We start from the raw sequence: 13,433 nt of genomic DNA, 5'->3' as shown, positions 1-13,433 counted from the left end.
CACGCACCCTACATATCCGGCGGAATGGGGTGCCGTAGGGTGCGTGGTTCCCACGCACCGTCGGCGTCGCCCCTACTCCGCCGCCTCGGCGTAGTCGGTCATCGGCGGGCAGGTGCAGGTCAGGTTGCGGTCGCCCCAGACATTGTCGACGCGGTTGACCGGCGGCCAGTACTTGTCGACCCGGAAGGCGCCCGGCGGGAAACAGCCCTGTTCGCGGGAATAGTCGCGCGACCAGTCGCCCACCAGATCCTCGACCGTATGCGGCGCATGGGCGAGCGGAGAGGCCTCGTGCGTGATCTTGCCGCTTTCGATATCGGTGATCTCTTCGCGGATCGCGAGCATGGCATCGCAAAAACGATCAAGCTCGGCCTTGGTCTCCGACTCCGTGGGTTCCACCATCAGCGTGCCCGCAATCGGCCAGCTCATCGTCGGCGCGTGGAAGCCGCAATCGACCAGACGCTTCGCGATGTCGTCGACGGTCACACCGTGATCGGCGAAAGGACGGGTGTCGAGGATGCATTCATGCGCGACGTGGCCCTGCGGCCCCTTGTAGAGGATCGGGTAAGCATCCTTGAGCCGCGCCGCGATGTAGTTGGCGTTCAGGATCGCCACGCGGGTCGCCTGCGTCAGCCCCTCTCCGCCCATCATCAGGCAGTAGGCCCAGGAGATCGGCAGGATCGAGGGCGAGCCGAAGGGCGTCGCCGACACCGCGTGGTCGGACCCATGCGCCACGTGCCCCGGCAGGTGCGGGGTCAGGTGCGCCTTGACGCCGATCGGGCCCATGCCGGGGCCGCCGCCGCCGTGCGGGATGCAGAAGGTCTTGTGCAGGTTCAGGTGGCTGACGTCGCCACCAAGGTCTCCGGGCCGCGACAGGCCGACCATGGCGTTCATGTTGGCTCCGTCGATATAGACCTGCCCGCCGTGCTGGTGGACGATCTTGCAGACCTCGGTCACCGTTTCCTCGAACACGCCGTGGGTCGAGGGATAGGTGATCATCGCGCCCGCCAGTTTAGCGCTGTGTTCCTGCGCCTTGGCCTCGAAATCCTGCAGGTCGATATCGCCGTTGGCGGCCGATTTGATCGGCACGACCTTCCAGCCGACCATCTGGGCCGAGGCGGGGTTGGTGCCATGGGCGGACATGGGGATCAGGCAGACGTCGCGGTCCCCTTCCCCGTTGGCGATGTGATAATTGCGGATCGTCAGAAGGCCCGCGTATTCGCCCTGCGCGCCGGAATTGGGCTGCATGGAAAAGGCATCGTATCCGGTGATCGTGCAGAGTTTTTCTGACAGATCACCGATGATTTCCGCATACCCCTGCGCCTGATCGGCGGGCACGAAGGGGTGCAGGCTGTTGAGTTCGTCCCAGCTGACCGGGATCATCTCGGCCGCCGCGTTCAGCTTCATGGTGCAGGAGCCAAGCGGGATCATCGCGCGGTCAAGCGCAAGGTCACGATCCGATAGACGGCGCATGTAGCGCATCATCTCGGTCTCGGCCCGGTTCATGTGAAAGATCTCGTGCGTCAGGTAGTCCGTCTCGCGGGTCAGCTTTTCCGGCAGGTCGTAGGTGGTGCTGGCGGGCACCTCCTGCGTCAGGCCGAAGGCGCGCCAGACGGCGGCGATGGTGTCGGGGGTCGTGACCTCGTCCAGGGTGATGCCGATGCGGGTGGTGCCGACGCGGCGCAGGTTCAGCCCCTCTTCCACCGCGGACTTCAGGATCGCGCCCTGGAAGGGGCCGACGTCAACGGTGATCGTGTCGAAGACCTTTTTCGGGAAGACGTCGAAGCCCGCCTTGCGCAGCCCTTCCGCCATGGTGACGGTGCGGGCGTGGATGCCCTGCGCGATCGCCTTGAGGCCCGCAGGCCCGTGGAAGACCGCGTACATCGAGGCCATGACCGCCAGCAGCGCCTGCGCGGTGCAGACGTTCGACGTGGCCTTTTCGCGGCGGATGTGCTGTTCGCGGGTCTGCAGCGACAGGCGGTAGGCGCGGTTGCCGCGCGCGTCGATGCTGACCCCGACGATCCGGCCGGGCATGCCGCGTTTCAGCGCATCCTTGCAGGCCATGTAGGCGGCATGGGGGCCTCCGTAGCCAAGCGGCACGCCAAAGCGCTGTGTCGAGCCGACGGCGATGTCGGCACCCATGGCCCCGGGTTCTTTCAGCAAGCAGAGCGCCATGGGGTCGGCGATGACGATGCCGATGGCCTTGGCTGCGTGCAGCGCCTCCATCTGCGGAGTGAAATCACGCAGGACGCCGTTGGTACCGGGGTACTGGAAGATCGCGCCGAAGACGTCATCGGCCTGCAGGTCAGAGGGGCGACCCAGGATGACCTCGATGCCGAGGGGTTCGGCGCGGGTGCGGATGACGTCGATATTCTGGGGATGGCAGGCCTCGTCCACGAAGAACTTCATCGACTTCGACTTGGCCGACCGCTGCGCCATGGTCATCGCCTCGGCGGCGGCGGTAGCTTCGTCCAGCAGAGAGGCATTGGCGATGTCGAGCCCGGTGAGATCGCAGATCATCGTCTGGTAGTTCAGCAGGGCTTCAAGGCGGCCTTGCGAAATCTCGGGCTGGTAGGGCGTGTAGGCGGTGTACCAGGCGGGGTTTTCGAAGATGTTCCGCTTGATCGCCGGGGGCGTGATCGTGTTGTGATAGCCCTGCCCGATCAGCGAGGTCAGCACGACGTTCTTGTCCGCCACCTCCCGCATCTTCTTGAGCAGTTCCGATTCAGACAGGGGGGCGCCGAAGTCCAGCGGTTCAGCCTGGCGGATCGCCTTGGGGACCGTGCGGTCGATCAGATCATCAAGCGATTTGACCCCGATCGTTGCCAGCATGTCGGCCATTTCGGCAGGCGACGGGCCGATGTGGCGGCGGTTGGCGAAATCATAGGCGTCGTAGTCTGTCGGGGTGAATGTCATGGCGTCCGGTCACGTCTGGCAGGAAAGGGGGCGCGGCGGGCGGGCCGCCGCGCGGGAACACGTCAGGAGATCAGGAAATCATGTCCTGATATTCCTTCTCGGTCATGTAGTCGTCCATCTGCTCTGGCTCAGACGGCTTGATCTTGAAGAACCAGGCGTCGCCCATGGGGTCTTCGTTGACCTTGCCGGGATCGTTGACCAGCGCTTCGTTGACCTCGGTGATCTCACCGTCGAGGGGCGCGAGGATGTCCGACGCGGCCTTCACCGATTCAATCACCACGCATTCGTCGTCCTTGGACACCTCGGTGCCGACCTCGGGCAGTTCGACGAAGACGATGTCGCCCAGCTGCTCGGCGGCGTGTTCGGTGATGCCCACGACGATCTCGTCGCCCTCGGGCCGCAGCCATTCGTGTTCTTCGGTGAATTTCATGGTGTCCTCGTCAGCTTTTGTCAGCGTTTGAAATTGGCGGGGGTGAAGGGCAGCGGGGCGATCTCGACCGGAGCACGCTTGCCGCGCAATTCGGCGGAAATGATCGTTCCCGGTGCGGCCATGTCAATGGGGACATAGCCCATGGACACCGGTGCCTGCACCGTCGGCCCGAAGGCACCCGAGGTGATGGTGCCGATCTGGTCGGCGCTGTCGTCGGCCGCAAACAACGGCACGCCTTCGCGCATGGGGGCGCGGCCCTGCGGGGCCAGGCCGACGCGCTTACGGCTGGCACCTTCGGTCAGTTCGCGCAGGATGCGGTCGGCCCCGGGAAAGCCGCCTTCGCGCGCGCCACCGGTGCGGCGGACCTTCTGGATGGCCCACTGCAGACCGGCCTCGACCGGAGAGGTGGTCGTGTCGATGTCATGGCCATAAAGGCAGAGCCCGGCCTCTAGCCGCAGGCTGTCCCGCGCGCCAAGGCCGATCGGCAGGGTGTCTTCGTGATCCAGCAGGGCGCGGGCCAGGGTTTCGGCGGCGTCTTCGGGGACCGAGATCTCGTATCCGTCCTCGCCCGTGTAGCCCGAGCGTGAGACCCAGCATTCGGCCCCGCAGAGGGCGACGGTGCGCACGTCCATGAACCGCATGTCGGCCACCTCGGGCGCGAGGGTGGCCAGCACGGCTTCGGCCTTGGGGCCCTGCAGTGCGAGCAGGGCGCGGTCGGTGATTTCCTCGATCTCGACGCCCGTCAGGTTGGCCCGCATGTGCGCCAGATCGGCGGCCTTGCAGGCGGCATTGATGACCACGAACAGGTGATCGCCCCGGTTGGCGAACATCAGGTCATCCAGGATGCCGCCGTCGTCGTTGGTGAAAAACCCATAGCGCTGGCGGCCTTCGCCCAGCCCCATGACGTCGACCGGTACCAGTGCTTCGAACGCCTGCGCCACGTCGGTGCCGCGCAGGATCACCTGCCCCATGTGCGACACGTCGAAGAGGCCGGCGGCGGCGCGGGTGTGCAGGTGTTCCTTCATCACCCCGGCGGCGTATTGCACGGGCATCTCGTAGCCCGCAAACGGCACCATCTTGGCACCAAGGTCCACGTGCAGGTCATGAAGCGGCAGGCTTTGCAGGTCGTCCATCCCGGTCCTCTTTCCGACCCGGGAAGCGCCGGGCATCGCTGGCGCGGATGCGCCACGATGCCCCCTCTGTCCTTGCGCCTGAGATCGCTATCCCTTCGGCGGGCGCGTTAGGCGCCACTCTCCAGAGTTCGAATACGGCAGGTCCTTGGGCCTGAGAGTTTCCGGGGCGGTTGCTCCTTCGGCACCGGCGCGAGGCCGGTTCTCCCTGTCCGTAATCGACGCTCTAGCGCGGGAAAACGACCCGCGCAAGAGGTCAGGCGTGGATCGCCCGCTGCGGGCAGGTCACCGGCGCGGACAGGATCGCGTCCAGCTGATTATTTTCGCAGACCAGATCCGCCAGGGTGACATCGTCCATCGAGGCATAGAAGGCTTCGGTCGCACGGGCGATGACATCGCGCAGGCGGCATCCCCGGACTAGCGGGCAGGTATTTTCCGACGCATCGAAGCATTCGGTAATCGGCACCGTCGCCTCGGTCGCGCGCAGCACCTCTCCGACCGAGATCTCCTCCATGTCGCGGGCCAGGCGCATGCCACCGTTGCGGCCGCGTTGCGTGTGCAGGAAGCCAAGCTGCGCCAAACGGTTGATCACCTGCGCAAGGTGGTTTTCCGACGTATTGCAGGACTCGGCGATTTCCGATTTGGTCACGAGAGAGTGCCTGTTCACGCCGCAATACATCAGAACGCGCATGGCAATGTTGGAACGTTTGGTCAATCGCATTGCGGAAGCCTCCTTGGCCTGGGCCGCCGTTACAGGGTATCGGATCCAGGCGCGGACCCGATCAATAACATGCGACATGTATACACCATGTCACATATCAACAAACACATATATGACATGGATCAAATAGGAGCCAGTTTTGTCACACGACCCGTTCTTCTTCGGCTACGGCAGCCTCGTGAACACGCAGACCCACGTTTATGACCGCCATCACCGTGCGCGTCTGGACGGCTGGCGGCGGGTCTGGCGGCATACGCCCTTCCGGGAAATGGCTTTTCTGACGGCCGAACCGTTCGAGGGCAGCTATATCGACGGGCTGATCGCGGCAGTGCCGGGGGCGGACTGGGCCGCGCTGGATCTGCGCGAAACGGGCTATGACCGCCTGCCGCTGGCGCAGGGCATCCGCCACGAGGCCAGCGATGCAGGCGAGATCGCGGTCTATCACATCCCCGCCGACAAGCACGGCCCGGCGGATGGGCCGCGCCCGATTCTGCTGAGCTATCTCGACGTGGTGGTGCAGGGCTATCTCCAGGTGTTCGGCGAAGAAGGCGGGCAGCATTTCTTCGACACGACCGCAGGCTGGGACACCACCATTCTGGATGATCGCGACGCCCCGCTATATCCGCGCGCGCAGCTGCTGAAGACCGAGGAAACGCGCTTTGTCGACAGGGCGCTGGCAGGCATGGGGGCGCAGCTGGTCAAGGCCGGCTGAGGCCCCTCCGGGCCGGCGTCGGAACCCGGGCAGCCGCGATCACGTTCTTCTGGCAAAGGAGAACGCCATGTCACACACACTGACGCTAGAGAAGATCGAACCGGTCACCCCGGATACCCATCACCTCAGCTTCAGCCGTCCCGAGGGCTTCGACTATACCCCCGGGCAGGCTGTCGACCTTGCCCTGGACCGCGACGGCTGGCGCGAGGAAAAGCGCCCCTTCACCCCGGTGTCCCTGCCCGATGAGCCCAAGCTTCGGTTCGTCATCAAGTCCTACCCGGACCATGACGGCGTGACCGAACAGATCGGCCAGATGAAACCGGGCGACAGGGTCATCATCGACGATCCCTGGGGGGCCATCCACGACGAGGGGCCGGGCTATTTCATCGCCGGCGGTGCGGGCGTCACGCCCTTCATCGCCGTGCTGGAAGATCGGCTTGAAACCCATGGAACGCTGAAGGACTGCACGCTCATCTTCTCGAACGAGAGGGAAGAGGACATCATCCTGCGCGACACCTTCGACAAGATGGAGGGGTTGAAGACCGTCTATACCGTCACCGGGGACAAGCATCCCTCGGCCGGGGTCGAGACCCGCAAGATCGACCGCGATTTCCTGAAGGACCACGTCGATCCGGCCCATGGAAAAGCCTATATCTGCGGACCGGAGCCGATGATCGACGACGTGCATGACGCGCTGATCAGCCTGGGATTCAGCGAAGACCGGATCGTCACCGAAGATCTGGACTGACCACCGCGGGCCGGGCCGTCAGGACCGCAACTGTCAGAACCATTGGCCCGGCTCGATCAGGCCAAGCGCCATCAGCTGATCCGACGTCCAGTCAAAGGGCGCGGAGTTGTGCCAGCGGAATGTCCGGATCTCGTACGTTGATCCGGGGTTCCGCCTGAGCGCCTTGGCCGCGCGGAACGAACAGATCGCCGCGGTCAGGTTGTGGTGCCACTTGCACGAGATGGTGTTGTATTCTTCATCGTTGAAGGTGAAATCCGGCGCCATGACCAGCCCCGGTTTCGCGCGGAACAGCGACACCCGGTCTATGCGGCGGCGTTCATAGGGCACATGTTCCTCGAACCGCCACTTCAGGCCGCCGTAGAAATCCAACTGTCGGTCCTTCTTGCGATAGCTGTTCGCCGGGTCCAGCCGATCGAGCGCATAGTATCCCGACTTGTCCAGCCAGGCGTCGTCCAGCGTCACCGCATCGGGCGCGTCGTCGAGATTGCCGGCATAGAGGTCGATGACGAAGGTCAGCATGGCGTCCCGCCGTTCCTCGGCGTGGAAGGCCAGCATTTCGCCGACTGTCCGGCTCTCGCAGAAGGGATGGATCAGGTATTCGCCGTTGTAGCAGTAATAGAGCCACGTCCCGGGCGCGATCGCGATGGCGCGGGTGACGGCCTCGTCGATGCGCCCGCCCTTGAACAGGTCGTAGTCCACACGGATCACCTGGGACGTCAGATCGCGGGCCAGCTTGAAGCCCGGCGGCGCGAACAGCACCACGCAACGGAACCCGGCCTTCAGGTGATGGCGCAGGGTGCTGTCCAGTTCGACCTCGTCCTCGGCGAAGATCATTGCCGACGGCCCCTTCGTGAACTCGGCCAGCCGGGCGTTCAGAAAGGCGTCGAGGGTGGTGAACTGCATGGCTGCCCTGCGGATCGTCTGAGGATTGGGCGAAAGTCCCGCCTTTTCCGCTCCATTGCAAGAGCCGGAGGTTTCCGGTAGGCAGGCGCCCGATCCCCTGCCCTTTCCGAGATGCCCGATGACCCAGCCCAAGAAGCTTTTCATCAAGACCTACGGCTGCCAGATGAACGTCTACGACAGCGAACGCATGGCCGAGGCCCTGGGGCCGAGCGGCTATGTCGAGGTTGGATCGCCCGAAGAGGCGGACATGATCCTGCTGAACACCTGCCACATCCGGGAAAAGGCGGCGGAAAAGGTCTATTCGGAACTGGGCCGCTTCAAGGGGCTGAAGGCCGAGAAGCCGGATCTGAAGATCGGCGTGGCAGGCTGCGTCGCGCAGGCCGAAGGGGCCGAGATCATGCGCCGCCAGCCGATGGTCGATCTGGTCGTGGGCCCGCAAAGCTATCACCGCCTGCCCGAGATGGAGGCGCGCGCCGGGGCCGAGAAGGTGATCGACACCGACTTTCCCGAGGAAGACAAGTTCGAGAAGCTGAAAACCCGCCCCAAGGCCAAGCGTGGCCCGACCGCGTTCCTGACCGTGCAGGAAGGCTGCGACAAGTTCTGCGCCTTCTGCGTCGTGCCCTATACCCGGGGCGCCGAGGTGTCGCGCCCTGTCGATCGCGTGTTGACCGAGGCGCAGGATCTGGTCGAGCGTGGCGTGCGCGAGATCACCCTGCTGGGCCAGAACGTCAACGCCTATCACGGCGCGGGCCCGGACGGCCGCGACTGGACGCTGGCCCGCCTGATCCGCGAACTGGCCGAAATCGACGATCTGGCGCGCATCCGGTTCACCACCTCGCATCCCAACGACATGGATGACGACCTGATCGCGGCCCATGGCGATTGTGCGAAACTGATGCCCTATCTGCATCTGCCGGTGCAGTCGGGGTCGGACAAGATCCTCAAACGGATGAACCGCAGCCATGACCGCGACAGTTACCTGCGGCTGATCGACCGGATCCGCGCGGCACGGCCCGATATCCTGCTGTCGGGCGACTTCATCGTCGGCTTCCCCGAAGAGACGGACGAGGATTTCCGCGACACCCTGCGCCTGATCGAAGAGGTCAATTACGGGCAGGCGTTTTCGTTCAAGTATTCGACCCGCCCCGGCACGCCGGCCGCCGAACGCCCGCAGGTGCCCGAGGATGTGAAATCCGACCGCCTTCAGGAACTTCAGGCGCTGATCACCCGCCAGCAACGCGCGGTGCAGGACGCCATGGTCGGCCACGAAGTCGGCGTGCTGATCGAACGGCCGGGCCGGATGGCGGGCCAGATGGTCGGCAAGTCGGACCACCTGCACGCCGTTCATGTCCAGTGCGATCTGGCACCCGGATCGCTGGCCCGGGTGCGTATCGTGGAAAGCGGCCCCAATTCCCTGGCGGGCGAGCTGATCTGACGCCGCCAAGGCTGTCTGATTCCCCGCGTTGTTCCCGGCCTTGGCCCAACACCCGCCTTCGCCGCGACCTGCGGTTCAATACGCTATCTTTCGTGGCTGTTCGGGCCGGGATCGCTAGATTTCGGTGTGGATTGCTGTGATTGAATCTTCACAAGATCACGCAAACCGCTAAAGTGAAGGCAGATAACACGCTTGGGCCGGTCCTGCTGCCAAACCGGAACGGCCCTCGGGGGAAGCAGAGGAACATTAGTGGTGAAGCTGGATTTCAGATCAGCCGCGACAGTCGTGAAGGGGTTCGCTGCCGCTGCCCTTTGCCTCGTCGCGATTTCCGGCCCCGCCTTCGCGCAGGGCAAGGGCTATAACGAAACGTATATTCCGACGATCTGGGTCGATCCGGACGGGTGCGAGCACTGGGCCATGGACGACGGCCTTGAAGGGTACATGGACCCGCACCTGACCCGTCAGGGCCTGCCGGTGTGCCACCGCAAGAACGTCTGCGGCGTGATGCAGACGGACCAGTTCTTCGCAACCGACAAGTACCGCATCAGCCCGGCGAACCAGCAGCGGCTGGCGCAGTTCTTCAAGTCCTCGACCGCGACGGCCTTTATCATCGCGGGTCACACCGACAGCCGGGCGTCCGACGAATACAACATGCGCCTCAGCTACAACCGCGCCAATGCGGTGGCCAAGGTCGCTGCGGCCACCGGCGTGCGGATCGCGGATGTGCGCGGCTACGGGGAACGGATGCCGATCGCGGCGAACAACACCTCGGCCGGCATGGCGCAGAACCGCCGCGTCGAAATCATCTGCATCCAGTGAGAGGAGGGAGCATCATGAACTTCAGGAAACTCGCCCTCGGATGCGCCATGGTCGGCGGCGTCGCGGCCTGCGGCCACCCCAGCCCGACCCCTGACTTCAAGGGCGTCGACCGGGGCTTCGGCAAGAAGCACCTCAGCCAGTTGCAGGCCGGGATCTGGATCGATCCGAACGGTTGCGACCACTGGATCATCGACGATGGTGTCGAAGGTTACCTCAGCACCCGGCTCGACCCCTACGGGAAACCGGTCTGCTCCGGCACGGCCCCGCCCAACACGGCGACGGGCGGGTTCAAGAGAGGCGGTCACATCTTCGACCCGAACTCTCCGACCACGGGGACGCAGTCGTAACGAAATGCACGGTGATCCCGCATATCACGCAAAGTCATGCCGCAGGTTTTCGCCTGCGGCATTTTTGATTTCCGGGTCGGTGCGTTCTGCCCTACCTTCACCAGTACAAGACTAGGAGACCTGCTTGGCTGCCACATTGCTGCCCCCCCGTGAGACCGACGCGCCATCGCTTGCAGAGGTTGCCGTCGAATTTCCCGACAACTTCCTGCTGATCGAACTGTGCGGAGAGTTCGACCGGAACCTTGCCGAACTGGAACAGAAACTGTCGGTGCAGATCCTGCGCCGCGGTAACCACCTTGTCGCCATGGGCGAGAAGCCCGCGGCGGACGAGGCCGTTCAGGTGCTGCGTAACCTCTACGCGCGGCTCGAGGCCGGTCGTCCGGTGACCTCGGGCGACATCGACCGTGAATTGCGGATGCCCGGCAGCGACACCCAGGACCGCGCCAGCCGCGACGGTCACCAGATCGAGATGTTCAAGGGCGGCCCGGTCGAGATCAAGACCCGCAAGAAGGTGGTCGAACCCCGGACCGAGGCGCAGAAGGCCTATGTCCAGAACCTGTTCCAGAACGAACTGGCCTTCGGGATCGGACCGGCAGGGACGGGCAAGACCTATCTGGCGGTCGCCGTGGGCGTGTCGATGTTCATCGACGGCCTGGTCGACAAGATCATCCTGTCCCGTCCGGCCGTCGAGGCGGGCGAGAAGCTGGGCTATCTGCCGGGTGACATGAAGGACAAGGTCGATCCCTACATGCAGCCGCTTTACGACGCGCTGAACGACTTCCTGCCCGGCAAGCAGTTGGCCAAGATGATGGAGGAGAAGGTGATCGAAATCGCGCCGCTCGCCTTCATGCGCGGCCGGACGCTCTCCCACGCCTTCGTGGTGCTGGACGAGGCGCAGAATGCCACGACCATGCAGATGAAGATGTTCCTGACCCGCCTGGGTGAAGGATCGCGCATGGTCATCACCGGCGACCGCAGCCAGGTCGACCTGCCGCGCGGCATGCCGTCGGGGCTGATGGATGCGGAACGGCTGCTCAAGTCGATCGACAAGATCAGCTTCAACTACTTCACCTCGAAGGACGTGGTGCGGCATCCGCTGGTGGCCAAGATCATCGAAGCCTACGAGGCCGATCCGCAGGGCTGAGCGCCCCTTGTTGGTCCGGTCCTAGGCCCGGACCACCAGATCATCGACCCGGAGCGGCTTGGCGTGCCAGATCGTTCCGGGCGGCAGACCTTCGACCGTGCCCTCGTCGAAGGTCGACACCACGATGATTGGCCTAAGGCCCTGCGTCAGCCAGTCCAGCATCGATAACGTTGCGTCAGACGGGCGTTCGATATCCAGGATGACGGCGGAATACCGCGACAGCTGGGTCACCTGCATTGCCGCATCCGTGGGAAACGTCATGATCTGCGGCAGAAATCCCTGCGATTTTAGGAACATCTGGATATCCAGCGACATCAGGGCGTCGCTGCTGATGATCAGCACCTCCGATGACAGGGGTGGGTCATCGTGGGTCGTGCGCAATGTCTCGACGATTCTATCCATAGGCACATACTGAACTCACCTTGGTAAAATACAATATATTTCATGTACTTAGTTTATCATATTGCTTGCTAAGCGTGGATTGAGCGATTTAGCGTATTTGGTATTATGAGTAACGATTTCGGATGGGGGATCTTGTCATCCGGGGACACCCTTCCTTTATGTTGCGGGCACCAAAACGGAGAAAGGCATGGCGGACGAAGCATCGAAGAGACTTGAGCGGTTGCAGATCATGCTGACCGATCACGAACTGGAGGCCGTGGACAACTGGCGCTTCAAACTTCGCATGCCCAGCAGATCCGCAGCCGTTCGGGAACTCCTCCGGCGGGGGTTGGCCGCCGAAGGCTATTACACGCAGGCGCAAAGCGGATCGCCGTCAAGCAACTTCGGCGTGCTGGATGATCCGGATCATACCGAATAACGGCACCGGTCAAAGCGTCCGCGCCACCTGTTCAAGCGAGGCAAGGGTTTCATAGCCCTTCTCCAGGGCGCCGAACTGCATGGCATCCGCCGCCTTCATGTCGGCGAGGGTCATCTTCATGGTCACGCGGGTGCCCCCGGCCTCTTCGCTGAAATCGACGGTCACGTCGGCGTGGTGGCGCATGTCGTCGAAGCCGGACAGGCGGTAGGTCAGCCGCGTCGCCTCCTCCATCTCACCGAACTCGTGCAGGTTGGGGAACCGCTGCCCTTCGCCGACCATGGTGAACCGCCAGTGGCCACCGGCGCGCAGGTCGATGCTTTCGGTTTCACAGTGATAGCCATCGGGCCCCCACCATTTCGGCAGAAGCGCCGGGTCGGTCCAGGCCTTCCAGGCGACGGCGGGCGGCACGGCGATGCGGCGGGTCAGCAGGATCTCGCGCTCGGGCTCGGGACCGGAAAGGGCGGCGGCGGCGGCGCCCAGCTGGTCGGCAACAGTGCCCCAGCCGTCGAAGAAGCCCATCTTCTCGTGATTGTCCCGCGCCGCCTTGTCCGCATGGCGGACCAGCACGTCGTAGGTGGTGCCGCCGCCGTCGGCATCGGAAAACCGCAGGATCGCGGTCATGAAGGGCGTCGGGTTCATCACCCAGCCGGGCGCATAGGCATCGGTGAAGACCAGCCGCCGGGTCGCGTCGACCTCGAGGAACACGCCGGGGGTGTCCATGATGGTGCCGTCGACGTTCATCCGGGTGCGGAAGATGCCGCCGGGACGTAGATCGATCTCGACCTCCTCGACCGTGTGGGGTTCGGGCATGAACCAGCGCGGCAGCAGCTTGGGATCGGTCCAGCAGGCCCAGACCAGATCGCGCGGGGCGGGGATCGTCCGGGTGAAGGCCAGGTCGGTTTCGGGGTTCGGGGTCATTCGGATTGGTCCTTGGCAAGTTGGGTGACAAAGGCGTCGAAGCGATCGAGGCGGGCGTTCCACAGGTCCTTCTGCGCCGACAGCCAGTCGCGCGCCGGGGCGAAGGCGCCGGGCACAAGCGCGCAGGTGCGCACGCGCCCGGCCTTGTCCGAGGTAATCAGCCCAGCCGCCTCAAGCTTTTTCAGGTGGCCCATGAACGACGGCATCGCCATCGCGAACGGGGCCGAGAGATCCGAGACCGAGGCGGGCCCGGTGGCCAGACGTTCCAGGATCGCGCGCCGGGTCGGATCGCCAAGGGCGGAAAAGACGGTATCGAGTGAGGGATCATGCTTAGCCATGTGACTAAGTAATCAGCGCCCGGCGAGTCGCGCAAGAGAAAGTTAGGAGATTGAC

At 64.1% G+C, this 13,433-nt stretch carries 15 protein-coding genes and 1 riboswitch; of the genes, 7 read left to right on the top strand and 8 right to left on the bottom strand.

Annotated features, from left to right (window positions below; all coding sequences use genetic code 11):
• Positions 1-72 precede the first annotated feature (72 nt).
• From gcvP to E4S58_RS01325, 4 genes are all read right to left on the bottom strand, one after another.
• Entirely contained in the window at positions 73-2,913 is a 2,841-nt protein-coding gene (gcvP, locus tag E4S58_RS01340; RefSeq protein WP_136634527.1) for an aminomethyl-transferring glycine dehydrogenase, read from the bottom strand.
• Positions 2,914-2,983: 70 nt separating this feature from the next.
• Positions 2,984-3,343 carry a glycine cleavage system protein GcvH gene (gcvH, locus tag E4S58_RS01335; protein WP_136634526.1) on the bottom strand — a complete coding sequence of 120 codons (360 nt, stop codon included), beginning with the start codon at positions 3,341-3,343 and terminating at the stop codon, positions 2,984-2,986.
• Positions 3,344-3,363: 20 nt separating this feature from the next.
• Positions 3,364-4,476: a glycine cleavage system aminomethyltransferase GcvT gene (gene gcvT, locus E4S58_RS01330; protein ID WP_136634525.1), complete on the bottom strand. Its 1,113-nt coding sequence runs from the start codon at positions 4,474-4,476 to the stop codon at positions 3,364-3,366.
• Between the two features lie 129 nt (positions 4,477-4,605).
• Positions 4,606-4,694: riboswitch (glycine riboswitch) on the bottom strand.
• 35 nt (positions 4,695-4,729) lie between these two features.
• Positions 4,730-5,194, bottom strand: a complete 465-nt coding sequence (locus E4S58_RS01325) for an RrF2 family transcriptional regulator (protein WP_136634524.1) — start codon at positions 5,192-5,194, stop codon at positions 4,730-4,732.
• Positions 5,195-5,333: 139 nt separating this feature from the next.
• Between E4S58_RS01325 and E4S58_RS01320 the strand changes: the two genes are divergently transcribed.
• Positions 5,334-5,906 carry a gamma-glutamylcyclotransferase family protein gene (locus E4S58_RS01320; protein WP_136634523.1) on the top strand — a complete coding sequence of 191 codons (573 nt, stop codon included), beginning with the start codon at positions 5,334-5,336 and terminating at the stop codon, positions 5,904-5,906.
• A 67-nt stretch (positions 5,907-5,973) separates the two neighbouring features.
• Complete coding sequence (locus E4S58_RS01315) at positions 5,974-6,654, top strand: FAD-binding oxidoreductase (protein WP_136634522.1); 681 nt, start codon at positions 5,974-5,976, stop codon at positions 6,652-6,654.
• A 33-nt stretch (positions 6,655-6,687) separates the two neighbouring features.
• Here E4S58_RS01315 and E4S58_RS01310 read toward each other — a convergent pair whose 3' ends face one another.
• Positions 6,688-7,557 carry a hypothetical protein gene (locus E4S58_RS01310; RefSeq protein ID WP_136634521.1) on the bottom strand — a complete coding sequence of 290 codons (870 nt, stop codon included), beginning with the start codon at positions 7,555-7,557 and terminating at the stop codon, positions 6,688-6,690.
• A gap of 118 nt (positions 7,558-7,675) precedes the next feature.
• On the opposite strand from E4S58_RS01310, the gene miaB reads away from it, so the two are divergent.
• The 4 genes from miaB to E4S58_RS01290 all read left to right on the top strand — a co-directional run bounded on the left by miaB (position 7,676) and on the right by E4S58_RS01290 (position 11,302).
• Entirely contained in the window at positions 7,676-8,992 is a 1,317-nt protein-coding gene (miaB, locus tag E4S58_RS01305; RefSeq protein WP_136634520.1) for a tRNA (N6-isopentenyl adenosine(37)-C2)-methylthiotransferase MiaB, read from the top strand.
• 249 nt (positions 8,993-9,241) lie between these two features.
• Positions 9,242-9,811 (top strand): OmpA family protein, encoded by a 570-nt coding sequence (locus tag E4S58_RS01300; RefSeq protein ID WP_136634519.1) that lies wholly within the window; start codon positions 9,242-9,244, stop codon positions 9,809-9,811.
• 14 nt (positions 9,812-9,825) lie between these two features.
• Complete coding sequence (locus E4S58_RS01295) at positions 9,826-10,158, top strand: hypothetical protein (protein WP_136634518.1); 333 nt, start codon at positions 9,826-9,828, stop codon at positions 10,156-10,158.
• Between the two features lie 124 nt (positions 10,159-10,282).
• Positions 10,283-11,302, top strand: a complete 1,020-nt coding sequence (locus E4S58_RS01290; RefSeq protein WP_205965337.1) for a PhoH family protein — start codon at positions 10,283-10,285, stop codon at positions 11,300-11,302.
• Positions 11,303-11,323: 21 nt separating this feature from the next.
• On the opposite strand, the gene E4S58_RS01285 is transcribed toward E4S58_RS01290, so the two are convergent.
• Positions 11,324-11,704, bottom strand: a complete 381-nt coding sequence (locus E4S58_RS01285) for an ANTAR domain-containing protein (RefSeq protein WP_136634517.1) — start codon at positions 11,702-11,704, stop codon at positions 11,324-11,326.
• Positions 11,705-11,891: 187 nt separating this feature from the next.
• On the opposite strand from E4S58_RS01285, the gene E4S58_RS01280 reads away from it, so the two are divergent.
• A complete protein-coding gene (locus tag E4S58_RS01280) occupies positions 11,892-12,122 on the top strand; it encodes a ribbon-helix-helix domain-containing protein (RefSeq protein ID WP_136634516.1) in 231 nt (76 codons plus the stop codon).
• A gap of 9 nt (positions 12,123-12,131) precedes the next feature.
• Here the strand turns inward: E4S58_RS01280 and E4S58_RS18105 are convergent, their stop codons facing one another.
• Both E4S58_RS18105 and E4S58_RS01270 read right to left on the bottom strand, forming a co-directional pair.
• Complete coding sequence (locus tag E4S58_RS18105; RefSeq protein ID WP_136634515.1) at positions 12,132-13,040, bottom strand: SRPBCC domain-containing protein; 909 nt, start codon at positions 13,038-13,040, stop codon at positions 12,132-12,134.
• Positions 13,037-13,378 (bottom strand): ArsR/SmtB family transcription factor, encoded by a 342-nt coding sequence (locus E4S58_RS01270; RefSeq protein WP_136634514.1) that lies wholly within the window; start codon positions 13,376-13,378, stop codon positions 13,037-13,039. The genes E4S58_RS18105 and E4S58_RS01270 overlap by 4 nt, the downstream gene beginning before the upstream one ends.
• Between the last annotated feature and the right edge of the window lie 55 nt (positions 13,379-13,433).

The sequence above is a fragment of the Pseudooceanicola onchidii genome (assembly GCF_004959925.1).
Lineage (GTDB): Bacteria > Pseudomonadota > Alphaproteobacteria > Rhodobacterales > Rhodobacteraceae > Pseudooceanicola > Pseudooceanicola onchidii.
The sequence above is the reverse complement of the archived record's forward strand: the minus strand, read 5'-3'. Positions and strand labels throughout refer to the sequence as shown.